Consider the following 25,507-nt stretch of genomic DNA (forward strand, 5'->3'; position numbering starts at 1 on the left):
GGGTAAGACAGGCGAAGGGTGCGTCGGGTTGCGCTTACAGGTGCGATTTCCCCCATTCCGCCCCTTCGCGCCCCCTGGTCGGGGGCGCGGCGGCGTGAGACAAACTGATGGGCTGTCAGGAGAGGGTGGGTGGGGTCAGGTCCAGAGCACGGCGATGAAGATGTTCACCGTCGTCAGCGCGCCGACCGCGCCGAACACCGCGGGCTCCACCTTCTCCTCGTCCCGCTTCACGTACACCAGCCCCAGGATCACGACCAGCAGCGCCAGCTTCACGCCGATCTTGACCGTGTTCACGGTCTGATCGTCCGCCTGGTTCAGCCCGACCAGCGCGGCGCCCGTGACCAGCATGGTCAGGGCGCCGTGCAGCATCCCCGGCGTCATCCGCGCGCCGCCCCCGCGTACCGCCGTCAGCTGGGAGAGGAAGCCGCCCAGCAGCGCGGCGATGCCGACGATGTGCAGGCCGACGAACACATTGATGACTACGTCCATGGCACCGGAGACTAGCGCCGCGCATATCACCGCCAGTCACCCGGGTGCACCCTGATCGGCACATCGGTCACAGCCGCCCCGATCCCGCCCACCCCACGCCGTCCTCGTGATCAGCAGACGCCACCGGGGGACGAATCCGTCCACCTCCGTTCATCCCAGCGCGCCGCGCCGCCGACCGGCCTACCTTCCCCTCACAAGAAGCACGATCCCGTACGAAAGGTGAGTCGCCGCAGTGGCGCCGCAGCCCCCCACGAAGCCGAAGCAGCGGCACCGCACGTCGCTCACCGGAACCGCCCTCCGGACCACCACCATCCGGACCGCCGCGACCCTCGCCCTCGCGGGCGCCGCCTCCGCGACCGTCCTCCCGGGCGTCGGGCACGCCGAGCCCCGGCTGACGTCCGCCCAGGTGAAGGCGAAGGTCGACGCGTACCAGCGGGAGGCGGAGGAGGCCACCGAGAAGTACGACGGCGCCCGGGCCGCGACCGACAAGGCACGGCGGTCGCTCCACCGGTTACGCGACGAGGCGGGCCGCCGCACCGCCCGCCTCAACACGGCACGTAACGCCCTCGGCGCCTTCGCCACCGCCCAGTACCGCTCCGGCACCGTCGCCCCCGCCCTTCAGCTGGCCCTCTCCTCCTCCCCCGGCCAGTACCTCCAGCGCGCCTCGCTCGCCGACCGCGCGGGCGACCGCCAGGCGGCGACGATCGCGCGCATCACCCGCGAGGAGCGGTCGCTGCGCCGGGTCCGGGACGAGGCGACCGGCCGCCTCCGTACGCTGCGCACCGCGCAGGCTGCCGCGTCCCGCCACAAGCACACGGTCCAGGAGAAGCTGGCCGCCGCCGACGCGCTGCTGGCCAAGCTGACCCGCGAACAGCGCGACCGCCTGCGCGACGCCGCCGCCCAGGACGACGCCCGTACCGCGTCAGCGCCCCGGCACAGCGTCCCCGCCCGGACGGGCGGCCGGGCGGCCCGCGCCATCTCCTTCGCGTACGGGGCGATCGGCAAGCCGTACGTCTGGGGCGCGACCGGGCCGCACGGCTACGACTGCTCGGGGCTCACCCAGGCCGCCTGGCACGCCGCCGGGGTGGCCCTGCCGCGTACCACCTACACCCAGATCAACACCGGCCGTCGCATCTCGCGCGGCGAACTCGCCCCCGGTGACCTGGTCTTCTTCTACTCCGGCGTCAGCCATGTCGGCCTCTACATCGGCAACGGCCAGATGATCCACGCGCCGCGCCCCGGCGCTCCGGTCCGGGTGGCCCCGATCGACCAGATGCCCTTCGCGGGCGCGGCCCGCCCGGCCTGAGCGCGGAGGCGCTGCTCAACCGCTGGACCGCCCGTCACCGCGCTCGCTCGTCCTCACCGGCGGACGGGCCCGGTGGCGGCTTCCACAAGGCAGCGCGGGACGGCGCCGCGATCAGCTCACCGTGATCAGCTCGCCCTGATCGGCTCCTGTAGCTCGGTCACCCACTCGTCGTGGTTCTCCGGGCACTCCAGGTAGATCTCCCGGGGGTATCCGGCCGACCGGTAGCCGTTGGCCTCGATCCAGCGGCCCAGGGTCTGGATGGTCGGCAGGACCGTCTCCATCGAACCCCGGTGGACGATCGTCGCCGCCGCTTCGACCGGCGGCAGGTCCACGACCCGCAGGCCGTCGTCCTCCCCCACCGGGGCCGCGACCTCGATCCCGGCGTGGATGAGGACACCGCCGTCCGGGGCGTCCTCGTAGTACGCGACCCCGGGCCCGGTCGGCGTGATCCCCGCCGCCGCCAGGCGCGGCAGCAGTTCCCCGTACAGCGGCTGGATGACGGGTCCGATGGCGTCGAAACCGGTCGCCACGCCGGTCAGCTCGGCGACGCGGACGCTCGGCAGGCTCTTCACCGCGACATCGTCGGTCGACATGTGTCCCTCGCTCTCGATCGACCGGAGCCTCGCCTCGACCCGTACCAGCCGGGCCGCCGCGGCCGTCATCGCGGCCTCCAGGTCCGCCTGCCGCACCCGCAGCATGGTCCGCAGCTCCTCGGTGGTGACCTTCTCCTCCAGGATCTCCCGGATCTGCTGAAGGGTGAAGCCGAGGTCTTTGAGGGCGATGAGGCGGTTGAGGCGGGCGAGCTGGGCGGCGGTGTAGTACCGGTAGCCGGTGGCGGGATCGACGCGGGCGGGGTGCAGCAGTCCGGTCGCGTCGTAGTGGCGCAGCATCCGGACCGACACCCGCCCGTGCCGGGCGAAATCTCCGATGGTGAACATGACGTCTCTCAGTCCACGGCCTCACACGGTGTGAGAGTCAAGCGCCTACGACAGGCATGGGCTTGACCTTACCCTCAAGGGCAAGGTTTAGCGTTCGTCGAGGTGAGAGAGATGCGGATCGGTGAGCTGGCCCGCCGGGCGGGTGTGACGACCAAGGCGGTGCGCTATTACGAGTCGCTGGGGCTGCTGACGCCCGCGCGGCTGCCCAACGGCTACCGGGACTACGGCGAGCACGACGTACGGCTCGCGCGGGAGATCCGGGCGCTCAGCGGCCTCGGCATCCCCGTGGAGCGCACCCGTCCGTTCCTGGACTGCCTCGCGGTGGGCCATCGGCACGCCGACGACTGCCCGGCGTCGCTGGCCGGATACCGGCAGGCGATCGACGAGCTGTCGCAGCGCATCGCGGGGCTCACGGCCCGCCGGACGGCGCTGATCACCCACCTCCAGCAGGCCGCCCACCGCAACAGCCGCGTCTCACCGTCCGACTCCGACGACGAAGGAGAGCGCCCGATGAACGACTACCTGAGCCTCCCCGCCGAGCTGCCCGTCCCCGAGGACGACGGCGCGGCCGCCCACCTGCCCGGCACGCCCGTACCGCCCCTGGAGCTGCGCGGCAGCGGCGATACGACGGTCCGCCTCGACGCGCTCGGCGCGGGCCGCACGGTGATCTACGTCTACCCGCTCACCGGCCGCCCGGGCACCGACCTGCCCGAGGGCTGGGACGCCATCCCCGGCGCCCGTGGCTGCACCCCCGAGGCCTGCGGCTTCCGCGACCACTACCAGGAGCTGCTGGCCGCCGGTGCGGTCCGGGTGTTCGGCCTGTCCAGCCAGGACACCGACTACCAGCGCGAGGTCGTCGAACGCCTCCACCTCCCGTTCGACATGCTCTCCGACCCGCCCCTGAGCCTCGCCGGGGCGCTGGACCTGCCGACGTTCGAGGCCGCTGGCCTGACGCTCTACAAGCGGCTGACGCTGATCATCCGCGACGGCGTGATCGAGCACGTCTTCTACCCGGTCTTCCCACCGAACGACCACGCCGACCAGGTGCTGGCCTGGCTGCGCGACACCCCTCACTGACCACTGACCAGGAGCGGCCCATGTTCACCGGCCTGAGTGCCTTCCCCCTCACCCCGTTCACCGATGACGCCATCGACGAGAAGGCCTACGCGGCCTTGGTGCATCGCCTGGCCACCTCCGGAGTCGACTCGATCGGAGCACTCGGCTCCACCGGTTCGTACGCCTACCTCACCCGCGAGGAACGGGCCCGCGCGGCCCGCGTCGCCGTCGACCACGCCGACGGAACCCCCGTCATCGTGGGCATCGGCGCACTGCGCACCCGCCACGTCCTGGAGGCCGCCGAGGACGCGCAGAACGCGGGCGCGGCCGGGGTGCTGCTGGCGCCGTTGTCGTATCAGCGGCTCACCGACGACGACGTGTTCGGGCTCTACGAGGACGTCTCGGCGCACCTCTCCGTCCCGCTCGTCGTCTACGACAACCCCGGCACCACCCACGTCACCTTCACCGACGAGCTGCACGCGCGGGTGGCCGCGCTGCCCCACGTGGCGTCCATCAAGATCCCCGGCGTCCCGGCCGACCGCCCGGCCGCCCATGCCCGCGTCCAGCGGCTACGGCAGCTCCTGCCCGCCACGGTCACCGTGGGCGTGAGCGGCGACGCCTTCGCGGCGACCGGCCTGAACGCCGGGTGCGACGCCTGGTATTCGGTGCTCGCGGGCACCTTCCCCGAACCGGCCCTGGCCCTCACCCGCGCCGCCCAGTCCGGCGACGCCGACCGGGCCCGGGCCGAGTCCCAGCGCCTCCAGCCCCTCTGGGACCTCTTCGCCCGCCACGGCTCCCTCCGCGTAGTCGCCGCCGCGGCCGCCTACGACCTGCCCCTCCCCCTGCGCGGCCTCGACGCGGAGGCCCGCGCCGAGGTGGCCACGGTGCTCGAAGAGTTGGGGCTGCGCGCGTAACGGACACGGGATCAGCGGCCGGGCGCCAGCCGCCCTTCGATGTCCGTCCGCAGCCTCAGCGCCCGCGCGTCCCGGTAACCGTCCAGGGCGCGCAGGGCGTTACTCCAGTGCCGATGAGCGGCCGCCCCACCGTCGCCCTCCGCAGTGCTGCTCAGCGAGGCGGCGGCGAGGCCGTCCAGCGCGATGGCCTGCTGCCACGCGTCGCCCAACTCCTCCTGCACGGCGGCCGCCCGGCGGTGGAAGGCGGCGGCCTCGGCGTCGCGGCCGAGGCGCCGGTACGTCTCGCCGGTGCCCTGCCAGGCGAGGGCTTCGCGGCCACGATCGCCGAGTCGGCGATGCAGTACGGCGGAGCGCTGGTACGAGGTCAGCGCCTCCGCGAACCCGCCGACGGCTTGCTGGGCGTCGCCCAGGTAGAGCAGCCAGTACGCCTCCGCTACGCGATCGCGTAGCTCCAGCGCGATGTCCACGGCGTCCTGGGCCGCTTGAACGGCCTCCTCCGGCTCCCCGCGTGCGCGAAGCACCGCGCTCCGAAGCCGCAGGGCGTTGCCCGCGCTGCGCTTGTTCCCCATCCTGCGGTGGACGGCCAGGGCCTGATCGAGTTGGTTCGCCGCATCCGCCGGGCTCCCCGCCTCCAAAAACACCGTCGCCAGATTGGACCGCGTCACGGCTTCCCAATGCTCGGCGCCGAAGTCCCGGAAGAGATCCAGGGCGTGGGTGAAATGGCCCTCGGCGTCGTCCAGCCGCCTCGTGCGCAGCGCGATCAGGCCCAAGGCGTTCAGCGCGGCGGCCTCGCCCTGCGCGTCGTCCAGTTCGCGCCGGATCGTCAGCGCCTCTTGGTGCGCGTTCTGGCTTTCGTCAAGGCGGTTGAGCTGGCGGTAGGTGAAGCCCAGGCTCTGCAGAAGCCCCGCTTCCCCGGCGCGGTCGTCGACACGGCGTACGGCGCCCAGGCCGATCTCCCCCGCCGTCAGCCATTCCGCGACGGGAGCGGACGGCGCCCGGACGCTCCACAGCACCAGGGCCAACTGACACGCGTACCGGTCGAGTCCGGCGGTCTCGGCGGCGCGTACGGCGGCGAGGAGGTTGGTCCGCTCCTGGTCGGCGAACGACAGCGGGACGACCTGCTCGTCCGCCTGTTCGAGGGCGAGCCGGTCGCGGGCGGGCGCCATCGAAGCGGTCCGGGCCCGTGTGTTCCAGCAGATGCGCGCCGACGAGGACGTCGAGCCCCTGCCGGGCCTTCCGCACGCTGACTCCGGCGAGAGCGGCCACGGCCTCGATGCCGAACTCGGGCCCCGGGTGCAGGCCGAGCAGCCGGAAGAGGCGCGCCGCGTCCGGGGACAGCGCCCGGTAGGACCAGGCGAAAACGGAACGCACCGCGTCCGCGTCCTGCTCCTCTCCCGTGCTCAGCGCCTCCCACAGCCCCGACTCGTCCCGCAGATCGGCGATCAGCTCGTCCAGCCCCATGTGCGGGTGGCATGCGGCGCGCTCCGCCGCGATGCGCAGCGCCAAGGGCAGGCGGGCGCAGAGCCGGGCGAGTTCGGCCAGCTTCTCCGCGTTGTCCTCGGGCCGGTAGCCGGAGGTCACGGCCCGCAGCAGGGCCACGGCTTCGAGTTCGGGGAGGGTGCCGAGGGTGATGCGGTGCGCCCCGTCCCGTACGGAGAGCCCGGACAGCCGCCCACGGCTGGTGACGACGACGAGACAGCCGGAGTGACCGGGCAGCAGGGGCCGCACCTGGGCGGCGGCCGCGGCGTTGTCCAGGACGATGAGGATCCGGCGGTCGGCCAGCAGAGACCGGAACAGCCCGGCAGCGGACTCGGTGTTCGTGGGCACTGCGTTCGCGGGAACGCCGAGCCCGGTGAGGAAACGGTGCAGCGCCTCCTGCGCGGTGACCGGCTCGCCGGGGTCGTAGCCCCGCAGGTTGACGTAGAGCTGGCCGTCAGGGAAGTGGGCCTTCACCTGGTGCGCCCAGCGCAGGGCCAGCGAGGTCTTCCCCGCGCCCGCCGTCCCCGCGACGACGCAGAGCGCGACGACGACCGAGTCTCCGCCGTCCCTTTCGGCCAGGATCGCGTCCAGGCGGTGCAGCTCATCGGCGCGGTTGACGAAGCCCCGTACATCGGCGGGCAGTTGTCGCGGCACGACCTTGGCGGGGGCGCCACCCGGTGCCGGTCCGCTGTGGAAGTGGACGCCACCGCTGATGGCTCCGGCCTGTATGACGTCGCGGGCGGAGCCCGACAGATCGTTGTCCGTATCCTCCGGGCACCCCTCTGGTGGTGCGTCGTCCTCGTTGATCGTCCTACTCCGCTTTCATCTGTGGCGGAGGAAGGTGTGCCACCTGGCGTTCGAAGTAGGGCAGCAGGTCCTCCCCGTCTTCGTAGAGCTGCCCGATGAAGCCCTCCCAGCGCTTGATCAGGTCAGGGTCACGGAATCGGATGGCCCCGTCCAGGGCGCCTGCCTCGTTGTAGAGGACCCGGTAGAGCACCTGCCCGCCGACCACGACGACTTCGGGCAGCGGGCCGTCCGCCTCCAGCGCGCTCCACGCTCCGGGGCCGATGACGCGGATCTTCTTCCCGGACTCGGCCTGCACCCGCAGCGAGTGCAGTTCCCATTGGAGGTAGGCCGTCAGCGGTTCCTCGACGACCCGGACGCGGTGAAAGACGGTGTTGCGCTCCTGATCCTGCCGGACGCCTTCAAGAAGGCTCTCCCGCCTCTCCTCAAAGAGCCGCAGCGTTTCCTCCCAACGGCCCTGGCAGAAGGCCTCCCAGCTATCTCCCTTGTCTTCGAAATCCTGCTGCCGCTCGAACTTCCAGGAGTCCGCGTCGCGGATCGCGCCACGATGCACCCGGAAGTCGGCCCGGTAGTCGGCGACGGCCAGCCGCTCCCCCTGGGCAGGGGGCAGCTCAAGAAGGCTCCGGTCAAGCATCGGCAATGTCCGGCTTCGCCGAGCGGAGCATGACCCCTGGGATGATCACGAGGCGCTCATCCGACCTGATGGTCACATCCGCGGGCAGATGTGCCGCGTAGACGTCCGTGAGGTCCCGGCCGACGACGGCGATGTCGCCGTTGTCCAGCTCCCAGATGTCGGGGCAGCCGTCCTCGTCTTGCGTCATGCCCAGCTCCTTAGCCGACTTGCCCAAGCGCCGCGTGAATAACGCGGACGGATCGGCCTCCCACGGACGAGTCACGACGCCTCCCGCTCCACACCTCGATTGCTACAGGTCGTAGGCAACGCGACTACACACGGCAAGGTTCGCGGTCGGCCACGGACCGCCTTCACATCGGCTTGACCGATAGCCCGGCCGAGCACGCCGGTAGCGATGGCTCACCCAGGCGCCTGGTCACGCGGCCCGGATGCCGCGTCGGCGCGAGCGTCATAGGTCAGGTCGGTCTCTCCGCTGTCGATCGCGTCGAAGAGTTCCTGTCGGCGCTGCCGTTTCGCGACCTCCTGCGCAGCGGCATCGGCGGCGTCCGCCTCCGGATCTCCGCTCCTCACGAGGCGTAGTCCTTGAGCTTCTCGGTCTTGAGGCTGATCCCGACGGGATCAGGCAGCTCGACGGTCTCGCCGTAGGCCGAGACCCTCCGGTTGCGGTACCTCCCGCGCAGCGGCTCGCTGTAGACGACGAGCGTGCACGTGTCGCGGTCGACGAGGAGGTACACGGGGATGCCCGCAGCCGCGTAGCCATCGGGCTTGTCCACGTGGTCACGCCGGTTCGCGTCCGTGTCGTGGGAGGTGACCTCGACGGCCATCAGAACGCCCGCCGGATCGGCCCATTCGCCCTGGCCGACGAAATGGTCCTCGGGCGCGAGGGCGCCATCCGCGCGGGCCCGACCGCTGCGGTACGCCTCGATCTTCAGCCCCTGCTCCGGGTGCAAGACGAGTTCGGGCCGGTGCTGCATGCACTGCTTGAGGAGCCATACGACGATCGCCCCATGAGTCCCGTCCGGCACGGGCTTGACCTCTAGCTTTCCGTTGATGAATTCGAGCGTGACGGTTTCCGGCGCCGTGCGGGCGAGCTGCTCGAACTCCTCGATGCTCATCTGGGGCCGATCGGTGGTGCCAGGGGTCATGGGTTCGCCTCCTCGCACCCATGGTGCCCCGACATCGGGCGGTGCGTCCTGCAAGGTCATTCGGTCATCCCTTCGCGTTGCGGGCAGCGGCTCGCAGCCGCTCGGCCCAGTCGTGAACGTCGATGCCGCCCGGCGGCGGCGGTTCCGGCGCGCCCCGGCAGGGGCGGCAGAGGCCGCCGGGGAGGGCGGCGGGTGGGCCGGGGCGGCCGCAGTCGGTGCATTCCAGGAGGCGGCGGATGGTGATCTCCGACCGGGGCTCCGGTACGGGCTCCCGTACGGGCTCCGGCGGCAGCTTGGCCTCCAGCCGGGTGCGGGCCAGCGCGGCCGGGCTGTGCACTTGCACAGGGAGGCCGGACGTCAGCGCCTGGACGAGGCGGGCGGGGTCGGCGTCGCGCGCCAGCCAGATCGCGGCGAGGGGCTCGAGGCGGGTGCAGTCGGCGGCCGAGAGGGTCATCCGGGGGTCCGTACGGCCCAGGGACGCCAGCGTGTCGTACGCGGGGGTTCTGGTGAGGGTTCTGGTGGGGGCGACTGCCGTGCGTACGGCGGCAGGGCGGGGGTCGGGCGCGTCGTCGCCGCGTACGGCGGCGGGGCGGGGGTCGGGCGCGTCGTCGCCGCGTACGAACGCCTCCCACCAGTCCTCCCCGCGCGCCGTCCGGGAGAAGAACGTACGGGTCACCCAGCGCGCCCCGTCCTCCGTGATGTGGTGCTCGCGGACTCGCCGCAGGTGACCGGCCTCCGACAGCCGACGCAGCGCGGTCGCGCAGGCCATCTGGCCGTAGTCGGGGAGCCACTTGGCGAGCGTCTTGGCGTCAATCGCGGCGCCGTCCGGCAACCGGTCGATGTACGCGGCGATCGCCGCCTCACGCCTGGGCAAGTGTGCGAAGTCGTCCGCGCGACGAGGGGATTGGCGGGGTGCGCTCCGCTTGCCGTAGCCGGGGTTGGCCTGGGGGTGTGCGGAGGCGTGCGGGGCAGGGCTAGAGTCGTCTGAAGCCATGAGATCGAGGGCTCTTTCGATCTTGTAGGTCAGGCCCCGGATTTGGTGTTGGCGCACCACCCGGGGCCGTTTGCTTGTTGCCGCGAACGCTAGACCGATGCCACCGTGCGTGGCAACCCGGTCACATTATGTGCGCGGATGGAAGGGGAGGGTGGGTGGGTTATACAACCCACCCGTTCCTCGGAAAGAGCGCTCAGGCCTCGGCACCCGAAGCTCAACCCCAACAACTCTGTGCGCACGCACCGTTCCTTAGATAAATGCGCACAGGTCTCGGCGGGCGAGGCTCGACGCCTCCTACGATGGTCCACGACCGCAATTGGTCAGCTGATTGCCGCAGATTGACGATCGGGGCGCATGAGATGTCAGGAACAGACTGGATGTCGTCGAGGTCGGAGTTCGCCCAGCCTCGGGTCGACCTCCGCACCGACATACCGCACTCCGCCCGCGTCTACGACTACCTGATGGGCGGTAAGACCAACTACGCACCCGACCGCGCCGCCGGTGACGCGTCCGCGAAGGCGTGGCCCAGCCTGCCGACGTCCATGAAGCAGGCGCGCAACTTCATGCACCGGTCGGTCCGCGACCTGGTGCGGGAGCACGGCATCCGCCAGTTCCTGGACATCGGCACCGGCATCCCGACCTCCCCGAACCTCCACGAGGTCGCGCAGGGGATCGCCCCCGACGCTCGGGTCGTGTACGTCGACAACGACCCCATCGTCCTCACCCACGCCCGTCACCTGATGACGAGTACGCCGGAGGGACGAACCGAGTACATCGACGCCGACATCCGCGACCTCGACTCCATCCTCGACGCGGACCAGCTGCACGACACCCTGGACTTGAAGCAGCCGGTCGTGCTGTCCCTGATCTCGATCGTGCACTTCGTCATGGACGAGGACGATCCGCAGGGTCTCGTGCGGCGGTTGATGGCCGAGCTGGCGCCGGGCAGCGCGCTGGCCATGACCATCTTCAGCGGCGACACGGCCCCCGAGGCGGTCGCGGGGGTCGGCCGCGAGTACAACGAGCGCGGTATCCCCCTCCAGATCAGGGACAAGGCCGAGGCCGAGCGGTTCTTCGACGGCCTGGAACTGATCGACCCCGGCGTGACCCTGCTCCACCACTGGCGCCCGGACGCCACGGCTGAGGGCGTCCGGGACGAGGAAGTGGCGATGTACGGAGGCGTGGCGATCAAGCGGGGCTGACGGCGGCGGTGGCGGCGAAGGCTATGAACTCCGCCCAGGCGCCCGGGGCCAGGGCCAGCTGAGGGCTGGCCGCCCCGTGCTTCGAGTCCCGGACGTGGATGGTGTGGGGGCAGGTGCTGACCTCGACACACTCGCCCCCCTCGCTGTTGCTGTAGCTGGACTTGGCCCAGGGGACTGCAACCTCTACGCAGTTGCCGCCCTGGGTGTCGCTGTAGCTGGACTTACGCCAGGACAGGGCGACCTCGACGCAGTTGCCGCCCTCGCTATTGCTGTAGCTGGACTTGAACCACGCAAGCTCGTTGCTCATAGCTCCTCCGCCAACTTTCTGATGAAGTCTGCCGACGCCTCGGGGCTGAGGGCCTGCCGGAGGATCATGGCATGGCGCTGGTTGATGATGCTGACCTTCGGCGGGTCGGCATACAGCACGCCCGTGGTCTGCCCCTCCTCGTACACAAGGTGCTCGTGCTCGGGCGTCTCCAGCAGCACGAAGGGCCCCAGCAGCCCTGGGTGTGTCCCGCCGAACGGCACGACCTGGATCGTCACGTTGCGCCGCTTCCCCACCTCCAGCAAGTGGTGCAACTGCCGTACGTGCATCTCCTTGTCGCGGATCGGGAAGCGCAGCGCGGCCTCGCCGATCAAGAAGTTGAACGCCCTGGTCTGCTTGTCCAGCAGAGCCTGACGCTCCAGCCGGGCAGAGACCCGCGCTTCGATGGTTTCGTCATCCAGCGGAGGACAGTGGTCACCGATCAGCGCCTCGGCGTACTCCCTCGTCTGAAGCAGCCCTGGGATGACCAGTGCCTCGAAACCGTTGAGAACGATCGCCTCGGCCTCGTACCGGATGAAGTCCTCCGAGTACGACGCGAACTTATCCGGCTTCAGGTACTCCTGACCCGCCAGCAACAGCCCCCGCGCCCCGAACATCTGGTCCGCGACCTGGAGCAGCCGCAGCGCGGGCTTTCGGCGGCCCTGCTCCATGGACTTGATGGTCTCGTACTCGTAGTTGGCCTCTTTGCCCAGCGCCTCACGGCTGACCCCGGCCTGCATGCGCCACAGTTTGATCTGGTTTCCGCAGTACCGCCAGGACATCGGCGTCTGCGAACCACCCTCCATCACACTCATCGCGCCCTCTCTCCCTGAGGCACCTGCGGTACGCATACGCTGCGTACCGATGTCGTTACTGCGGCACAGTACGCCTGACCAGCAGCATTCCGGTCATGAATGCACCAACTCCCCCACTTCCGATGGACATCGAATGGCGGCTGCCCCGCCACCCCCGCAGCGTTGGGCGGGCGCGGGCGCTGCTGCGTGAACAGGCTCGTACGTGGCAGATCGCGGAGGCACAGGCGGAGGTCGCCGTGCTGCTGATCAGCGAGCTGGTGACCAACGCCTGCCGCCACGCGCGCGTTTCCCCTGGTCGGCAAGTACGCGCACGCTGCGTGGTGCGTGACGGGAAACTGCGGGTCGAGGTGTCGGACGCGAGCGAGGTGATGCCTCGGCCGCGTCAGGCGACGGCGGAGGACGAGTCGGGGCGGGGGCTGGAGCTGATCGCGGCGCTCGCGGACGCGTGGGACGCGCATCCGAGGGAGTGCGGCATCGGCAAGACGGTGTGGTTCGAGCTGAAGTTGACCGTGGTTACGTGAGCGCCGCGAGGCCGTTCGCCAGCAGGTCGAAGGCCTGCTCGGCGTCGCGTACGGCGCCCGGGTAGCGGGCGTCGGAGGTCTCGCCGTCCACCAGGCGCTGGAAGTTGTCGGTGGACAGCGCCCATTGGACGCCGATGATCTGGACGGCGGCCATGCGGGCGGTGAGGTCCGGCGCGTCGCTGGTCTCGCGCAGGGCCTCGGCGAGGGCCTGTTCGCCGCCCGCCTTGAAGCGCTGCATGCGGTCGATCAGGGCCGGGGTCTCGAAGATCAGCTCGGTGAGGCTGATGGCCGCTGGGTGATCGCTGATGCCGGTGATCGGATCGCGGCGGCGCAGGCCGTCGAGGAAGTGGTCACGCAGGGCGGTGAGCGGGGTGGTGTGCGCGGGGCGGTCGCGGACCACGCGCGCCGCTTCCTGCTCGTGGTCGGCCATGCGGTGCACGACGAGGTCTTCCTTGGTCGGGAAGTACGCGAAGAGCGTGCGCTTGGAGACCTCGGCGGCGTGGGCGATCTCGGCGACGGAGACATGGGCGAAGCCACGGTCGAGGAAGAGGTCGATGGCGGCGTCGGAGATCGCCGTGCGTGTGCGCTGCTTCTTGAGTTCGCGGAGCCCTGGTTTGCCGGTCGTCGTCACTCGTTCAAGCTACCTCACCAAACTGCACTGGGAATATTTCTGCACCTGGTGTAGAAATATACCGAGTGCAGTTGAGGACAGGGAGTGTGGCATGACGGATGTAGTGATCGTGGGGGCCGGGCCGACGGGGTTGGCGCTGGCACACGAACTGGCGCTGGCCGGGGTCCGGACGCTGGTGCTGGAGAAGCTGCCCAGCCGCAACCGGCAGGTGAAGGGCGGGGCCATCCAGCCTCGTACGGCCGAGTTGCTGGAGTCGCGCGGGCTGCTGGAGGCGATGCGGCGCCGGGCGATCCCCGGCCCTCCGGTCGGCGCGAACTTCGCGCTGCTGCCGGTGCCGCTGGACTGCGAGCCCTGGGACACCCGGTATCCGTCCCCGGTCATGCTCCCGCAGTGGGAGATCGAAGAGGTGCTGGAGGAGCGGGCCACCGCCCTCGGCGCGCGGGTACGGCGCGACGCCGCCGTGACAGCCGTCGAGCCGGACGACGACGGGGTGACCGTGACCACGGCGGACGGCGGCCCGCAGGTGCGGGCGCGGTATCTGGTGGCGTGCGACGGGGGCCGCAGCGCCGTACGCAAGATGCTCGGGGTGCCGTTCCCGGGGCGGTCCGGGACGTATCTGGCCGTGCTCGCCGACATCCGGCTGTCGGCGGCGTCGCCGCTGGTGCCGCGCGAGCGGGCGCAGATCAGCACGCTGACACGCCAGGCGAACGGCTACTGGTCCATGCTCATCCCGCTCGGCGACGACCGCTACCGGCTCACCTACGGGCACTTCGGGGCCGACGAGCGGTCGGACCTCACCCGGGACACCCCGGTCACTTCGGAGGAGATCGCCGCCGCGCTGCGGGCCGTGTACGGGGAGGAGACGGTCCTCGGCGGGGTGGACAACTCCTCGCGGTTCTCGGACGCGACGCGGCAGGTCGAGCGGTACCGGGAGGGGCGGGTGCTGTTCGCCGGGGACGCCGCGCACATCCACGCGCCGCTGGGCGCCCAGGGGTTGAACCTCGGCGTCCAGGACGCGTTCAACCTGGGCTGGAAGCTGGCGGCGACCGTCCAGGGCCGGGCGCCTGCCGGGCTATTGGACAGCTACCACGCCGAACGGCACCCGGTCGCGGCCCAGGTCTGCCACCACACCTCGGCCCAGCGGGTGCTGGCGGACCCGCGCCCCAGCGAGGACGTGGCGGCCCTGCGGGAGATCTTCACCGACCTGATGCGGCTGCCCGACACCAACCGGTATCTGTCCGGCCTGATTTCCGGGCTGGCGCTGCGCTACGACGTACCCGGCGCGCACCCCCTCACCGGGCACCGGGTCCCGGACGCCGAACTGGTCACCCCGGCCGGACCGACCCGGCTGTCGGCGCTCTTCGGCGCGGGCCACGCCGTGCTGCTGGACGTGGCCGGGCTCGTCCCGGACGACGTACGGCTACCGGGACGAGTCGACCTCGTACGTGCGAAGTCCCCGGCCGAAACCGACCTGGGCGCGGGGGCGCTGCTCCTCCGCCCTGACGGCTACGTCTGCTGGGCGGCGGACGGCGCGGAGGCGTGCCGCGAGGAGTTGCCGCGTGCGATCGCCGCGCATCTGATCGAGGAGGTCGCCTAGACGCCGGACAGGCGGCCCGTCGCGGAGGCGAAGCCCAGCCAGGTGTGGCGGTTGTTCGCCCAGCACCAGCCCACCTTGGGGGCGTCGCGGCGCTCGCGGCCGTCCCGTCCGGTGCCGTTGCTGATCCAAATCGCCGGGGTGCGGGAGTCCAGGGCGCCGTCTGCTTTACGCAGCCGGGAGCCGATGGTCATGAAGCAGTGGTTGCGCTCCAGAACGGCGGGCTGCTGAAGCACCCAGTGCACGCCCTCGGTGAGCAGCAACGGGGTGCGGGCCTTGGCGGTGAGGTCCGGCAGCGCCTCGTTCGGGCTCCAGTTGGCCAGCTGGTCGCCACGGTCGAGGCAGGTGAGGAGGTAGAGCGGGGCATCGGGCAACGCGACCGTGTCGAGCGGGGCGAAGAGGTCGACGTCGGGCATGTCGGTGACGACGAAACCCGGCTTGTCACCGCGCCGGAGCAGCGGCGCGAGGGCGGAGGCGGGGGCTCGGTCCGGGTGAACGGCGAGCAGGGCGCCCTCGCCGCCCGCGCCACCCGCGACGGCCTGGGCGGCTGCGGCGAACGTACGGATCTCGGCGGCGGGCAACCCCGCGATCTCGTGCACCCCCAGCTCGATCAGCCGCTCGGCCTGCGTGCTCAGTGGAGGTACGGGGATGGTGGTGGGCGTGGTTGCGGGCACGATGCTCCCAGGGCAGCGGCGTGAACGGGCCCTGGGGCAACGCGGCCGCCCACCGGAACGTTCCCCGCCGCTTGGTGTCGGAGTCGAGGTCGGGGTCAGACCAGGCGGCGGGCGGTGGCCCAGCGGGTGAGTTCGTGGCGGTTGGAGAGCTGGAGCTTGCGCAGGACCGCCGAGACGTGGCTCTCCACCGTCTTCACCGAGATGAACAGCTGCTTGGCGATCTCCTTGTAGGCGTAGCCGCGCGCGATCAGGCGCAGCACCTCGCGTTCGCGCTGGGTGAGGCGGTCCATGTCCTCGTCCACGGGCGGAGCGTCGGTGGACGCGAAGGCGTCCAGGACGAAACCGGCGAGGCGCGGGGAGAACACCGCGTCGCCCTCGGAGACGCGGAAGATCGCGTCGACCAGGTCGGTGCCGGTGATCGTCTTCGTGACGTAGCCGCGGGCGCCGCCTCGGATGACGCCGATGACGTCCTCGGCGGCGTCCGACACGGACAGGGCGAGGAAGCGCACCGGGCGCTCCGCGGCCGCCATCAGCGCGGCGCTGCGGCGCAGCACCTCGACCCCGCCGCCGCCGGGGAGGTGGACGTCGAGCAGGACCACCTCGGGGCGGGTCGCGGTGATCACGGTGACGGCCTGGTCGACGTCGGCCGCCTCGCCGACCACCTCGACGCCGGTGCGGGCCGTCTCGCCGATCTCGGCCTGGACGCCGGTGCGGAACATGCGGTGGTCGTCGACGAGGACGACGCGGACCCGGCGGGCGTCCGGCGCGCCGGGTGCGCCCGTTGAGCTGGTCGCGTTCGTGCCCTCGTCCGTTGGCTCGGTCATGTCGTCGCCGCCCTCTCCGTCTCCAGCTCCACTACCGTGCCCCCGTCGGGCGCGGACCTCAGCCTGGCCGTGCCGCCGTTGCGCTGCATTCTGCCGATGATCGACTCCCGGACGCCCATGCGGTCGTCCGGCACCGCGTCCAGGTCGAAGCCCGGGCCGTGGTCGCGTACCGAGACGAAGACCGTGGCGCCCTCGACTTCGGCGAACACCTGGACCGCGCCGCCGTCGCCACCGTACTTGGCGGCGTTCACCATCGCCTCGCGTGCGGCCTGCATCTGTGCGCCCAGTCTCTCGTCCAGCGGGCAGTCGCCGACCACCACGACCTCGATCGGGACGCCGTGGTGGTCCTCGACCTCCGCCGCCGTCGCCTTGACCGCCTCCGCGAGGGTGTCCGGCTCGTCCGCCTCGTCCTTGCCGGTGCCCTCCGGCTTGTAGAGCCAGGCGCGCAGCTCCCGTTCCTGGGCGCGGGCCAGCCGGGCCACTTCGCGCGGGTCCTCGGCGCTGCGCTGGATCAGGGTGAGGGTGTGCAGTACGGAGTCGTGGACGTGCGCCGCGACCTCGGCGCGCTCCTGGGCGCGGATGCGCATCAGGCGCTCCTCGGAGAGGTCCTGCGTCATCCGGATCACGTACGGGCCCGCCAGCAGCGCGATGCCGACGATCACGGCGAGCGCGGCCTGGAGGACGGCGCCCAGGTGCCGGGCCGAGCCCTGCAGGACGAGGATGCCGGTCACCCCCGCGCCGACCAGCACCACCCCCGCCCCCGCGCGGGCCAGCGGCAGCACCCGCTTGCTGCGGCTCAGCTCCACCCACTGGGCGCGGCGGGCGTTGTCGGCCTGCCGCCAGAAGAGCGCGACGCCCGCCCCCACGAGGAGCAGCGGCCAGATGTAGGTGTTGGCGCGGCCGAGCTGGAAGCCCTGGACGAAGATGCCCATCCCGATGAAGAGGGCGACCAGGGCGATGATCTGGCCGCGCTCCGGCCTGCGGGCCAGGATCCGGCGGCGGCCGTCCGGGCCGAGGGTGGTGAGCGGGCGGGTCGTCTCGCCGACGCCGCCTACGCCGAGGGGGACGATGAACCAGAAGAGCGCGTAGAGGAGGGTGCCGAAGCCCTCCGCCATGATCAGCGCGATGAAGGCGATCCGTACCCAGGAGACCGGCAGCCCCAGATGCCCGGCGAGCCCGCGTGCCACGCCGCCGAGGAGTCGGCCCTCGGCGCTGCGGTACAGCTTGCGCGGGGGTGGCTCGACGGGGGTGGTCGGGGGTGCGGCGGCGGTCATGCCCCGATCGTCACACGGCCCCCGCGTTCCGGACATCAGGGTCGACCCTGATCGTTCCCGGAGCGGGGCGGGTGGGCAAGCGCCTGCGGCAGGCCGTCCCCCACCCCGCCCCTTCCCGAATCCGGGGCTCCGCCCCAGACCCCGTTGGGGGCTCCGCCCCCCACCCCCGCCGGGGCTCCGCCCCTGGACCCCGCGGCCCGGGGCCGACAACGCCACGCCCACGGCACTGCCGACCGGGCACGCCCCGGCGGGGTCCATGGGCGGAGCCCAGTGGGAGTTGGGGCGGAGCCCCGGCGGGGTGTGGGGCGGAGCCCCCGGGCGAGGGGCAGGGCCTCGGCCGCGCTCTGGGACGCAGCCCCGGTGGGGGTGTGGGGGCGGAGCCCCCTGCCGGAGTCTGGGACGCCGCCCCGGTACGGGGTCTGGGGCGCAGCCCCAGTTTCGGGGAGGGGCGGGGTGGGGGACAGCCCGCCGCAGGCGTTCCTCGGAGGTCAGGGGAGGCGGATGCCGTCTCTTACCTTGTCGAAGATCGGGCGGTACTGGCTCCACTGGGCTTCCGGCGCGCTCAAGTAGATCGCGTACTCCTTGTCGCCCTCGTTCCCGAAGCCCAGGTCGATCGCCCGGAACCAGCGGGCGCGGCCCTTGAAGCGGAACTCCCAGATCGCGGCGGGCATGCCGCGGAACGTGGTCTCCTGCAGGCGGGTCCGCTCGTACTCGTCCTCCGCGAAGCTGCGCTTGAACGCGGTCTCGACGTCCTCCAGGTGCTTGACCTGGTCCTTGGACGCGAAGTCCAGGACGTTGACCGACAGGCGGCCCATCTTGGCGGGGTCGAGGTAGCGGATCTCCTGGGTCTCGTCCACGATCCCCTCCTCGTCCGCGTCGGGCTTCCAGGTGTTGGGGACCGGGAAGGAGACGCCGAGGCCCTTCGCCAGGTGGTAGCCCTTCGGGACCGGGGACGGGGTGAACGAGGGCGTGGCCGAGGTGTCGGGGGCCGCGTTGGAGGAGAACGAGGGGGTGACTCCCTCCTTCGACCACACGTAAGCGCCGCCCGCCACGATCACGACCGCCAGCGCCGTCCCGATGGCGGTCCATCGAGCCTTGCGGGGGGTGGCGGCCTTCGGCTGATGAGGGGGGATGGGCGTGGGGACGGGGGCCGTCACGGGTTCGGGAGCGGGGGCCGGGGTGGGAGCCGGGGTGGGGACGCGTGGCACCTGTTGGGTGCGGTGCGTGGGGGGTGTGGGGTTTGTGGGGTGTTGCGGCTGGGGGGTCGGCTCGGGGGCCGGGGGCTGGGGGCGGAGCTTCGTCAGGGCCATCGTCGTCCGGGTCGTCCGGTCGTGCACCGGATACGTCGTCGTCTCCGGCTCCGACGCCGGGCCGCGCAGCGCCCGTTCCGTCTCCTCCGCCGTCGGCCGCCGCTCCGGCTCCTTCTCCAGCAGCGCCTCGATCAGCGGGGCCAGCGTGCCCGCCCGCTTCGGCGGCTCCAGGGGGTCCACGGCGATCGCGTACCCGGTCTCGATCGGCGTCGGCTTACGGAACGGAGCCCGGCCCTCCACCGCCTGATAGAGCGTCGCGCCCAGCGCCCACAGGTCGGACGCCGGGCCGGGGGTGCGGCCGCGCACCCGCTCCGGGGCTATGTAGTCGATGGAGCCGACGACCTCGCCGGTCTTGGTGAGCGTGGACGTGCCGGTGGCCATGGCGATGCCGAAGTCCGTGAGCACGACCCGGCCGTCGCGGCCGAGCAGCACGTTGCCGGGCTTGACGTCACGGTGCAGGACGCCCGCCGCGTGGGCGGCGCGCAGGGCGGCGATCATGCCGCGGCCGACGCGGGCGGTCTCGACGGGGGAGAGCGTTCCGCCCTCCTTGAGCAGATCGCCGAGGGTCGTGGACGGGACGTACTCCATGACGATGCACGGCAGCCCGTCGTCGTCCACGACGTCATGGACCACGACCACGTTGGGGTGGGCGATGCGGGCCGCGCTCCGCGCCTCACGGCGGGTGCGCTCGTGCATCGTCGTCAGTTCTTCCTCGGTGATGTGCGGCGAGACGTGCAGCTGCTTGAGAGCGACCTGACGGTCCAGCAGTTCGTCCTCGGCGCGCCAGACCGTACCCATGCCGCCGCGGCCGATCTGTTCGGCCAGCCGGTACCGTCCGGCAATCAGCCGCCCTACGTCCGACACCGCACTCCCCTCCCGCTCCACGGCGGCCCTGATCCCCCGCGCGTCTCACGCATGTTCGATCCGCCACGATAGTCGCCACGACATCGGGGATGATCTCAGGGAAGGCCCAGGGTTTCACCGGATGTCGCCGGAACGACCGTCTTGTCACCATGGACACATGACCGATGCACCCACCGTGGCGGACGACAGCGAGGGCTCGGCCGGTTCCGGGGAGCCCCGGGGCGCGGCCGCTCCGCTGCGGCGCAGCCGCGACCAGAAGATGATCTCAGGGGTGTGCGGCGGGCTCGGCCGCTACTGCGACCTCGACCCGGTGATCTTCCGGATCGTCCTGTCCGTCCTCTCCCTCGCGGGCGGGCTCGGTCTGATCGTGTACGGCTTCTGCTGGCTGCTCGTCCCCCTGGGCGGGGAGGACGAGAACGAGGGGCGGCGGCTGCTCTCCGGGCGTGTCGAGGGCCCGGCGCTGACGGCGGTGCTGTGCGCGCTGGTCGGCTGCGGGCTGTTCCTGTCGATGCTCAACAACGGCGGCGTGATGTGGTTCTCCTTCATGCTGATCCTCGCTACGGGCGGCGCCGGTTATTGGTCGCACCAGCGGCGGCACGCGGAGAGCGGCGGCGCGGTGGACGCGGCCACGGCGCAGGCCGTCGCGGACGCGCCCCCGGAAGCCAAGGCTCCGCCGACGCGGGGCGGGCCGGGGCCGTCGTGGTGGCGGGATCCGATCGTCAAGGACGGTACGACGGGGTCGGCGGGGCGTGCGGGGTATCTGTGGGGACCGGACGACGGTCCGTACGACAGGGCCACCGCGCGGGCGGGCCGGGCCCGGCGGATCCGCGACCGGTCCTCCATCGGCGGCTGGATCTTCCTGGCCGCCCTCGCTGTCGCGGCCGCCGGGGTACGGCTGTCCTGGCACCACCAACCGCTCGGCACCAGCCTGGAGATCGGCCTCGTGGGCGCGCTGGCGGTCTTCGGGCTCGGGATGCTGGTCAGCTGCTGGTACGGGCGGACGGGGGTGGGGACCGCCATCATGACCGTCGTCACCTGCGCGCTGCTGGCCGCCGCCACGGCGCTCCCCCGGTCCGTCACGACCGACTGGTCCCGCGAGACCTGGGCCCCCGCGTCGGCGGGCGCCGTACGGTCCTCGTACGAGCTGGGCGGGGGCGTCGGCGAACTGAAACTGGACCGCTTCCGGCTGACGGACGACCAGACCGTCCGGACCCGGGCCGACGTGGGCGCCGGGAAACTGACCGTGACCGTGCCACGGGACGTCCGCCTCAAACTGACGATCCGGACCGGGCTCGGCGACATCCGGCTGCCGGGCGAACGGGGCGATGACATCGACATCGAGCCGAGGCGGGAACGGAACGTGACCATCGACCCGGAGGGCGGCGCGAGCGCGGCGCGCGGAACGCTGGAGCTGCGGCTGTCGATCGGGCTGGGGAATGTGGAGGTGAAGCGCTCGTGAAGCGGCATCCGGTGGAGCCGGGGAAGCTGGTGGCGGGGCTCGTCGTGCTGGGCGTGGCGACGGTGTACGGGCTGGATGCGGCCGGGGAGTGGGATGTGCGGTCGCTTGTGCCGCTGATGGTGCTGGTGGGGGGCTTGGGCGCGGCGGGGTTCGTGTCGGCCCTGACGTACCTGGCCCGCCGCCGCACCCGCACCCCGGACCGCCCCTCACAGCCGTAGCCCCAGCCCGCCGAGCACCGGGGCGCCGAGCACCGGAGGGATGTCCCCCACCCCGCCCCTTCCCGAAACCGGGGGCTCCCCCGGCCCCCCGCCGCTGCGCGGAGCCTGCGGCCCCTGCCGGTGCGACCGGCCACCGCCCCGACGAGGCCCGACGAGGCCCGCTGGGGCGCGGCACGGGGTCGGCGCCGCGGGGCAGGCTGTCGAGAGCGGGGCGGGAGCCGCAACCGGGCCGCCGCTCAGCTCGGACCGCCGCCGCGCGCGGGGTGCAGTCGGGCGGGAACCGCAGCCCTGCCACCACCGCCGGGGGCGCGGCGCGGGCCCGGCCGCTGCTCGGCGCACGGGGTGCCGTGGGGCCGGGTGCCCGCCGGAGGCGGGCCGTGGTCGGCTCGGGGCGAGGGTGCTGCGGGGGTGCGGGCGCTGAGGTTGGGGGTCAGGTGAAGAGTTGGGAGTTCTGGCGGCGGCGGTGCTTGGACCAGGTCGTGTCCAGGGACAGGTAGGGGGCGCCCGCGAGGATCAGGGGGAGCCAGGCGATCAGGTAGGCCAGGTCGTTGCCGTAGTAGTACGGCTCCGTCTGCCAGCTCACCGTCAGCCACAGGCTCAGCGAGATCAGCGCGCCGCCCAGGGCCGCCACGCGGGAGAGGAGGCCGAAGAGGGTGCCGAGGCCGACCGCCAGCTCTCCGTAGGCCATGACGTAGCCGAAGGTGGTCGGGGAGTTCAGGGCCTGGTCGACCATCCAGGGCACGGCCGACGTGTCGCGCACCTGGCTCATCAGCTGGCCGATCGAGCCCGCGCCGCTGTCGGCGAGGAAGGCCGAATCCGTGAGCTTGTCGATCCCGGCGTAGATGAAGGTGACGCCCAGGAAAATCCGTAGGGGTAGGAGGGAGTAGCGGGCGGCCATGGCGCGCACGCCGCCCGTGGGCGGGCCGCCGCCTATGCCGCTCACGACGTTCACACTGCCCGCGTCTCCCGCGGGGCCCCCTCCGACCGTTCGGTCCGCATGCCTCATGACGCCCGCCTCTCCCATCGCGTAGTCATCAAAACCATACGGAGGGGAGGGGGATTCGTACTCAGCCGGTGTCAGTCGTACTCAGCCGAGGTCGGACCTGGTCAGTCAAGTACGTCGATCTGGTAGCGGTTCGTCTCCGCCCCCGACGCCGTCACCACCTGCACGTCCACCCGGCCGGGCTCCACGTCCACCGGGACCGGCACGGTCAGGGCCGTATCGGTCGGGTTGCTGAAGCCGCCCGCGACCGGGATCAGGGGGACGTGGACGTGGACGGCGCCGATGCGGACGACCATCCGGGCCAGCCGGTCGGGGTCCTGCGCGCCCGGCGGGACGAAGCCGTTGCCGCGGATCTCGATGTCGTCGCCGGTGCGGATCGGGGCGTCGCGGTCGATGCCGCCCTCCTCGGGGCGGACCCGGACGACGGACAGGACGGTCGGACGGCCGCCCTCCGCGTACTTGCCGGTGAGATACATCAGCACGGAGACCACGGCGAGCAGCACCAGACCCCACGGCAGCTCCGGCAGCCGCCACGGTTCGCGGGCGAGCCGGACGGCGGCGAAGGCGAGGGCGACCGCGTGGACGACGACGTACTGGACGTCGGCGAAGCTGCCGCGGCCCGCGTCGTCCGTGAGCAGGTCGGCGGCGCGCGGGCGGGCCGCGCGGACCTTCTGCAGCCGCTGCGCCCGCACCCGGGCCGCGACGACGAGCCGGGCGAGCACCGCGGCCACGCAGGTCAGCCCGGCGACCGTGAGCAGCCCGGCGGCGTGGCCCAGGGACAGGCCCCCGGCGATCCGGTCCCGGTCGCCGGGGTCGACGGCCAGCTCGACGGCCAGGACGAGCACCGAGAAGACGGCCAGCAGCAGCCAGGCGGCCGCGAGGGAGCGGGAGGTGGACATCCGGTTGTCCTCGCCGACGAGCGGCGCGAGCGGGCCGCCGTTCGCGTAGTGCAGCCGGGCGGTGAGGGTCAGCAGCGCGCCGGTGACGAGGGCGGCGGTGAGCCCGGCGGTGCGGGCGACCGACCACCCGGCGCCGAGCGCCGTCGCCAACTGCCCGACCAGCAGCGCCCCGACCGCGCCCCAGACCACCAGCAGGGTGCGCCGCCACACCGCGTCGCGCCACGCGGTGCTCTCGGCCTGACCGCAGTCGACGAGCGTACGGGCGGCGTGGGCGAGTTCGTCCGACACCCACTGCCGGGACGCCCCGGCCGAGTGCGCGAGGGCCGCCGGAACGCCCTCTCCGGCCGCGAAACGCTCCCGCATGGCCACGAACGCGGCCACCGCCCGCCGGTGCCCCTCACGGGCGCCCTGGGGGCACTCACAGCCCGCCGGGCCGTGGTCCGCATGACTGTCCCCGTGGGGGCCGTTCGCCTTCACTTTCGCCTTCGTGGCGTCTTTCGTCGTGTCCACCGCCACGAGGTCTCACCGCTCCGTCGTTCACTCGTTCTGTACGTCCAACTGACAGGTATAGAGGGAGGATTGTGCCGCACCGCGAGGGGTCTCAGTTGAGCAGGTCCGGCTCACCGCGGGTGATCTGCAGGTACAGAGGTTGATAGTTGATCCACGCCACAAGATCGCTTCCTAGCTGCTCACGGATCCGCGCGGCGCTCTCGTGATCGACGGGAACCGGCTTGCCCGCCGCCTTCGCCGCCAGCTGCGCCTGGCACGCGCGCTCCATCGCGATGAACCACCAGGCGGCCGCGTCGACCGAGTCCCCGACCGTCAGCAGACCGCGATTGCGCAGGATGAGGGCCTTGTACGCGCCGAGCGCCGCCGCGATCCTGCGGCCCTCCCCCTCGTCCACGACGACGCCCGTGCTGCTGTCGTAGAGCCCGTGGTCCTCGAAGAAGGCGCACACGTCCTGGGTGATCGGCTCCAGCAGCTCGCCGAGCGCGGACAGGGCCCGGCCGTGCACGGAACGGGTGTGGGCGACGGCCACCACATCCGGCCGGGCCCGATGCACGGACGAGTGAACGACGAAGGCCGCCTGGTTGACGTGGTAGCGCCCCTGGACCACCTGGCCCGCCTCGTTGACGAGGATCAGGTCGCTCACGGTGATGTGGGCGAAGGGCATTCCGAACGGGTTCACCCAGAAATGGTCGGTGAGTTCCGGGTCGCGCACGGTTATGTGCCCCGCGACGCCCTCCTCGTACCCGTACCGCCCGAAGACGCGCAGCGCCGCCGCCAGCCGCTCCTTGCGGTACCGCCGCTCGTCGGCCGGGGAGGCGTGGGTGGGCGGCATGGTGATGTGCAGCTGGTCGGCCGGTATGGGCTCGGGGTTCGGCCGCGGTATCGGCATCGTCATCTCGGCAGCTCCCTCCTCGGGGCCTTCAAGGCTCCGAGGCGGAAGCTACCTCTGGGTATGACAGGAGGCCAGTGTCAGGGCCTACGGGGGTTGATCCCGGTGAGGTCGATGTCGATGGGGAACGGGACGCTCAGAATGAGCTTGCTGTGGTAGATGCCGGTGGTTTGGTACGCATCCAGAGCGGGGTCCAGCTCGTAGACGTAGACCACGGGGAGGCCGCCCTCCTCCTCCACCCGCCAGAAATGCGGTACACCCGCACGAGCGTATTTGCGCGGCTTGACGTCACGGTCACGCTCCCTGGAATCCGGCGACACGACCTCCACGGCCAGCAGGACTTGCTGAGGGCCGTACCAGGTCTGGTGCGCGTCGAGAAACTCATACGCCCGCGTCACCAGGACATCCGGCTCGACCCGGTTCTTGTCATCGATCCGGACGGTCATCTCCCGCAGGACCTCTGACTCGTCCGGCGCCTGGGTCTCCAAGGCGAACTCAAGCAGTTTCATGACACGTGCGTGGAACGCGGCCTGCGGACTCACGAGGACGAGACTCCCGTCGATCAGCTCCGTGTGCGGAGGAAGATTCGGAAGCCGGTCGAGATCGTCCGCCGTCCAGCCGCCCTGCGGCGGGCGGGCCCACTCGTACTGCTCGTCCAGCTCGTACTCGCGTGCGGCGCTCATGATTGCTCCCATGGGACGGAGTCTCGCCTCTCCGGTCAGAGTACCCAGCACAAACAGCGACGCCGCCACCCAAA

The 25,507-nt window shown here is 71.7% G+C and carries 28 protein-coding genes; 8 read left to right on the forward strand and 20 right to left on the reverse strand.

Translation table 11 applies throughout. The features are described from left to right. Nucleotides 1-135: 135 nt before the first annotated feature. On the reverse strand, nucleotides 136-489 hold the full coding sequence (locus ACFV9T_RS11970) for a hypothetical protein (RefSeq protein WP_385438882.1): 354 nt from the start codon (nucleotides 487-489) through the stop codon (nucleotides 136-138). A gap of 232 nt (nucleotides 490-721) precedes the next feature. Here ACFV9T_RS11970 and ACFV9T_RS11975 point away from each other — a divergent pair, with 232 nt between their 5' ends. Continuing rightward, nucleotides 722-1,795 (forward strand): NlpC/P60 family protein, encoded by a 1,074-nt coding sequence (locus tag ACFV9T_RS11975; RefSeq protein WP_385438884.1) that lies wholly within the window; start codon nucleotides 722-724, stop codon nucleotides 1,793-1,795. A 125-nt stretch (nucleotides 1,796-1,920) separates the two neighbouring features. Here the strand turns inward: ACFV9T_RS11975 and ACFV9T_RS11980 are convergent, their stop codons facing one another. After that, a complete protein-coding gene (locus tag ACFV9T_RS11980) occupies nucleotides 1,921-2,733 on the reverse strand; it encodes a MerR family transcriptional regulator (protein WP_385438886.1) in 813 nt (270 codons plus the stop codon). Nucleotides 2,734-2,844: 111 nt separating this feature from the next. On the opposite strand from ACFV9T_RS11980, the gene ACFV9T_RS11985 reads away from it, so the two are divergent. Both ACFV9T_RS11985 and ACFV9T_RS11990 read left to right on the forward strand, forming a co-directional pair. Then, nucleotides 2,845-3,810: a redoxin family protein gene (locus tag ACFV9T_RS11985; RefSeq protein ID WP_385438888.1), complete on the forward strand. Its 966-nt coding sequence runs from the start codon at nucleotides 2,845-2,847 to the stop codon at nucleotides 3,808-3,810. 20 nt (nucleotides 3,811-3,830) lie between these two features. After that, the gene (locus ACFV9T_RS11990) at nucleotides 3,831-4,703 is read left to right on the forward strand and encodes a dihydrodipicolinate synthase family protein (RefSeq protein WP_385438890.1); all 873 of its coding nucleotides are present in this window, start codon (nucleotides 3,831-3,833) and stop codon (nucleotides 4,701-4,703) included. An 11-nt stretch (nucleotides 4,704-4,714) separates the two neighbouring features. Here ACFV9T_RS11990 and ACFV9T_RS11995 read toward each other — a convergent pair whose 3' ends face one another. The 7 genes from ACFV9T_RS11995 to ACFV9T_RS12025 form a co-directional block, all read right to left on the reverse strand. Further along, nucleotides 4,715-5,671, reverse strand: coding sequence for a tetratricopeptide repeat protein (locus tag ACFV9T_RS11995; RefSeq protein WP_385438994.1), 957 nt, complete (start codon nucleotides 5,669-5,671; stop codon nucleotides 4,715-4,717). Next, the gene (locus tag ACFV9T_RS12000) at nucleotides 5,559-6,836 is read right to left on the reverse strand and encodes an AAA family ATPase (protein ID WP_385438892.1); all 1,278 of its coding nucleotides are present in this window, start codon (nucleotides 6,834-6,836) and stop codon (nucleotides 5,559-5,561) included. The genes ACFV9T_RS11995 and ACFV9T_RS12000 overlap by 113 nt, the downstream gene beginning before the upstream one ends. 157 nt (nucleotides 6,837-6,993) lie before the next feature. Next, nucleotides 6,994-7,620, reverse strand: coding sequence for a DUF6879 family protein (locus ACFV9T_RS12005; protein ID WP_385438895.1), 627 nt, complete (start codon nucleotides 7,618-7,620; stop codon nucleotides 6,994-6,996). Further along, nucleotides 7,613-7,882, reverse strand: coding sequence for a hypothetical protein (locus tag ACFV9T_RS12010; protein WP_385438897.1), 270 nt, complete (start codon nucleotides 7,880-7,882; stop codon nucleotides 7,613-7,615). The genes ACFV9T_RS12005 and ACFV9T_RS12010 overlap by 8 nt, the downstream gene beginning before the upstream one ends. A gap of 137 nt (nucleotides 7,883-8,019) precedes the next feature. Continuing rightward, entirely contained in the window at nucleotides 8,020-8,190 is a 171-nt protein-coding gene (locus ACFV9T_RS12015; protein ID WP_385438900.1) for a hypothetical protein, read from the reverse strand. Continuing rightward, nucleotides 8,187-8,765, reverse strand: coding sequence for a Uma2 family endonuclease (locus ACFV9T_RS12020; protein WP_385438903.1), 579 nt, complete (start codon nucleotides 8,763-8,765; stop codon nucleotides 8,187-8,189). The genes ACFV9T_RS12015 and ACFV9T_RS12020 overlap by 4 nt, the downstream gene beginning before the upstream one ends. A gap of 64 nt (nucleotides 8,766-8,829) precedes the next feature. Next, nucleotides 8,830-9,639: a hypothetical protein gene (locus ACFV9T_RS12025; protein ID WP_385438905.1), complete on the reverse strand. Its 810-nt coding sequence runs from the start codon at nucleotides 9,637-9,639 to the stop codon at nucleotides 8,830-8,832. 497 nt (nucleotides 9,640-10,136) lie between these two features. On the opposite strand from ACFV9T_RS12025, the gene ACFV9T_RS12030 reads away from it, so the two are divergent. Beyond that, entirely contained in the window at nucleotides 10,137-10,961 is an 825-nt protein-coding gene (locus tag ACFV9T_RS12030) for an SAM-dependent methyltransferase (protein WP_385438908.1), read from the forward strand. Here ACFV9T_RS12030 and ACFV9T_RS12035 read toward each other — a convergent pair. Both ACFV9T_RS12035 and ACFV9T_RS12040 read right to left on the reverse strand, forming a co-directional pair. Then, the gene (locus tag ACFV9T_RS12035) at nucleotides 10,948-11,268 is read right to left on the reverse strand and encodes a DUF397 domain-containing protein (protein ID WP_385438911.1); all 321 of its coding nucleotides are present in this window, start codon (nucleotides 11,266-11,268) and stop codon (nucleotides 10,948-10,950) included. The genes ACFV9T_RS12030 and ACFV9T_RS12035 overlap by 14 nt on opposite strands. Next, nucleotides 11,265-12,080, reverse strand: a complete 816-nt coding sequence (locus ACFV9T_RS12040) for a Scr1 family TA system antitoxin-like transcriptional regulator (RefSeq protein ID WP_385438912.1) — start codon at nucleotides 12,078-12,080, stop codon at nucleotides 11,265-11,267. The genes ACFV9T_RS12035 and ACFV9T_RS12040 overlap by 4 nt, the downstream gene beginning before the upstream one ends. Nucleotides 12,081-12,175: 95 nt before the next feature. On the opposite strand from ACFV9T_RS12040, the gene ACFV9T_RS12045 reads away from it, so the two are divergent. Continuing rightward, nucleotides 12,176-12,601, forward strand: a complete 426-nt coding sequence (locus tag ACFV9T_RS12045) for an ATP-binding protein (RefSeq protein WP_385438915.1) — start codon at nucleotides 12,176-12,178, stop codon at nucleotides 12,599-12,601. Here ACFV9T_RS12045 and ACFV9T_RS12050 read toward each other — a convergent pair. After that, nucleotides 12,594-13,232 (reverse strand): TetR/AcrR family transcriptional regulator, encoded by a 639-nt coding sequence (locus ACFV9T_RS12050; RefSeq protein ID WP_385438917.1) that lies wholly within the window; start codon nucleotides 13,230-13,232, stop codon nucleotides 12,594-12,596. The genes ACFV9T_RS12045 and ACFV9T_RS12050 overlap by 8 nt on opposite strands. A 91-nt stretch (nucleotides 13,233-13,323) precedes the next feature. Between ACFV9T_RS12050 and ACFV9T_RS12055 the strand changes: the two genes are divergently transcribed. Next, a complete protein-coding gene (locus ACFV9T_RS12055; protein WP_385438919.1) occupies nucleotides 13,324-14,829 on the forward strand; it encodes an FAD-dependent monooxygenase in 1,506 nt (501 codons plus the stop codon). Here the strand turns inward: ACFV9T_RS12055 and ACFV9T_RS12060 are convergent. From ACFV9T_RS12060 to ACFV9T_RS12075, 4 genes are all read right to left on the reverse strand, one after another. Beyond that, nucleotides 14,826-15,500, reverse strand: coding sequence for a DUF5701 family protein (locus ACFV9T_RS12060; RefSeq protein WP_385438921.1), 675 nt, complete (start codon nucleotides 15,498-15,500; stop codon nucleotides 14,826-14,828). The two genes, ACFV9T_RS12055 and ACFV9T_RS12060, sit on opposite strands and share 4 nt — an antisense overlap. A 95-nt stretch (nucleotides 15,501-15,595) precedes the next feature. Then, complete coding sequence (locus tag ACFV9T_RS12065) at nucleotides 15,596-16,324, reverse strand: LuxR C-terminal-related transcriptional regulator (RefSeq protein ID WP_385438923.1); 729 nt, start codon at nucleotides 16,322-16,324, stop codon at nucleotides 15,596-15,598. Then, nucleotides 16,321-17,598: a PspC domain-containing protein gene (locus tag ACFV9T_RS12070; protein WP_385438925.1), complete on the reverse strand. Its 1,278-nt coding sequence runs from the start codon at nucleotides 17,596-17,598 to the stop codon at nucleotides 16,321-16,323. The genes ACFV9T_RS12065 and ACFV9T_RS12070 overlap by 4 nt, the downstream gene beginning before the upstream one ends. 488 nt (nucleotides 17,599-18,086) lie before the next feature. Beyond that, nucleotides 18,087-19,772 carry a serine/threonine-protein kinase gene (locus ACFV9T_RS12075; protein WP_385438927.1) on the reverse strand — a complete coding sequence of 562 codons (1,686 nt, stop codon included), beginning with the start codon at nucleotides 19,770-19,772 and terminating at the stop codon, nucleotides 18,087-18,089. A gap of 157 nt (nucleotides 19,773-19,929) precedes the next feature. Between ACFV9T_RS12075 and ACFV9T_RS12080 the strand changes: the two genes are divergently transcribed. Both ACFV9T_RS12080 and ACFV9T_RS12085 read left to right on the forward strand, forming a co-directional pair. Beyond that, entirely contained in the window at nucleotides 19,930-21,231 is a 1,302-nt protein-coding gene (locus ACFV9T_RS12080; RefSeq protein ID WP_385438930.1) for a PspC domain-containing protein, read from the forward strand. Continuing rightward, nucleotides 21,228-21,449, forward strand: a complete 222-nt coding sequence (locus ACFV9T_RS12085) for a hypothetical protein (protein WP_385438933.1) — start codon at nucleotides 21,228-21,230, stop codon at nucleotides 21,447-21,449. The genes ACFV9T_RS12080 and ACFV9T_RS12085 overlap by 4 nt, the downstream gene beginning before the upstream one ends. A 430-nt stretch (nucleotides 21,450-21,879) precedes the next feature. Here the strand turns inward: ACFV9T_RS12085 and ACFV9T_RS12090 are convergent, their stop codons facing one another. The 4 genes from ACFV9T_RS12090 to ACFV9T_RS12105 all read right to left on the reverse strand — a co-directional run bounded on the left by ACFV9T_RS12090 (nucleotide 21,880) and on the right by ACFV9T_RS12105 (nucleotide 25,433). Then, nucleotides 21,880-22,455 (reverse strand): DoxX family protein, encoded by a 576-nt coding sequence (locus ACFV9T_RS12090; protein ID WP_385438935.1) that lies wholly within the window; start codon nucleotides 22,453-22,455, stop codon nucleotides 21,880-21,882. Nucleotides 22,456-22,556: 101 nt separating this feature from the next. Continuing rightward, nucleotides 22,557-23,828, reverse strand: a complete 1,272-nt coding sequence (locus ACFV9T_RS12095; protein WP_385438997.1) for a hypothetical protein — start codon at nucleotides 23,826-23,828, stop codon at nucleotides 22,557-22,559. Between the two features lie 124 nt (nucleotides 23,829-23,952). Beyond that, the gene (locus ACFV9T_RS12100) at nucleotides 23,953-24,756 is read right to left on the reverse strand and encodes a class II aldolase/adducin family protein (protein WP_385438937.1); all 804 of its coding nucleotides are present in this window, start codon (nucleotides 24,754-24,756) and stop codon (nucleotides 23,953-23,955) included. A 74-nt stretch (nucleotides 24,757-24,830) separates the two neighbouring features. Then, nucleotides 24,831-25,433 carry a Uma2 family endonuclease gene (locus ACFV9T_RS12105; protein ID WP_385438940.1) on the reverse strand — a complete coding sequence of 201 codons (603 nt, stop codon included), beginning with the start codon at nucleotides 25,431-25,433 and terminating at the stop codon, nucleotides 24,831-24,833. Nucleotides 25,434-25,507: the final 74 nt, after the last annotated feature.

The sequence above is a fragment of the Streptomyces sp. NPDC059850 genome, assembly GCF_042731515.1.
Classification (GTDB): Bacteria; Actinomycetota; Actinomycetes; order Streptomycetales; family Streptomycetaceae; genus Streptomyces.

Coding starts and splice junctions, on each gene's coding strand:
- ACFV9T_RS11970 (WP_385438882.1), bottom strand. CDS start 489: ATGGACGTAGTCATCAATGTGTTCGTCGGCCTGCACATCGTCGGCATC.
- ACFV9T_RS11980 (WP_385438886.1), bottom strand. CDS start 2,733: ATGTTCACCATCGGAGATTTCGCCCGGCACGGGCGGGTGTCGGTCCGG.
- ACFV9T_RS11985 (WP_385438888.1), top strand. CDS start 2,845: ATGCGGATCGGTGAGCTGGCCCGCCGGGCGGGTGTGACGACCAAGGCG.
- ACFV9T_RS11990 (WP_385438890.1), top strand. CDS start 3,831: ATGTTCACCGGCCTGAGTGCCTTCCCCCTCACCCCGTTCACCGATGAC.
- ACFV9T_RS12005 (WP_385438895.1), bottom strand. CDS start 7,620: ATGCTTGACCGGAGCCTTCTTGAGCTGCCCCCTGCCCAGGGGGAGCGG.
- ACFV9T_RS12020 (WP_385438903.1), bottom strand. CDS start 8,765: ATGACCCCTGGCACCACCGATCGGCCCCAGATGAGCATCGAGGAGTTC.
- ACFV9T_RS12030 (WP_385438908.1), top strand. CDS start 10,137: ATGTCGTCGAGGTCGGAGTTCGCCCAGCCTCGGGTCGACCTCCGCACC.
- ACFV9T_RS12035 (WP_385438911.1), bottom strand. CDS start 11,268: ATGAGCAACGAGCTTGCGTGGTTCAAGTCCAGCTACAGCAATAGCGAG.
- ACFV9T_RS12040 (WP_385438912.1), bottom strand. CDS start 12,080: ATGAGTGTGATGGAGGGTGGTTCGCAGACGCCGATGTCCTGGCGGTAC.
- ACFV9T_RS12045 (WP_385438915.1), top strand. CDS start 12,176: ATGAATGCACCAACTCCCCCACTTCCGATGGACATCGAATGGCGGCTG.
- ACFV9T_RS12055 (WP_385438919.1), top strand. CDS start 13,324: ATGACGGATGTAGTGATCGTGGGGGCCGGGCCGACGGGGTTGGCGCTG.
- ACFV9T_RS12065 (WP_385438923.1), bottom strand. CDS start 16,324: ATGACCGAGCCAACGGACGAGGGCACGAACGCGACCAGCTCAACGGGC.
- ACFV9T_RS12070 (WP_385438925.1), bottom strand. CDS start 17,598: ATGACCGCCGCCGCACCCCCGACCACCCCCGTCGAGCCACCCCCGCGC.
- ACFV9T_RS12080 (WP_385438930.1), top strand. CDS start 19,930: ATGACCGATGCACCCACCGTGGCGGACGACAGCGAGGGCTCGGCCGGT.
- ACFV9T_RS12090 (WP_385438935.1), bottom strand. CDS start 22,455: ATGAGGCATGCGGACCGAACGGTCGGAGGGGGCCCCGCGGGAGACGCG.
- ACFV9T_RS12100 (WP_385438937.1), bottom strand. CDS start 24,756: ATGACGATGCCGATACCGCGGCCGAACCCCGAGCCCATACCGGCCGAC.
- ACFV9T_RS12105 (WP_385438940.1), bottom strand. CDS start 25,433: ATGAGCGCCGCACGCGAGTACGAGCTGGACGAGCAGTACGAGTGGGCC.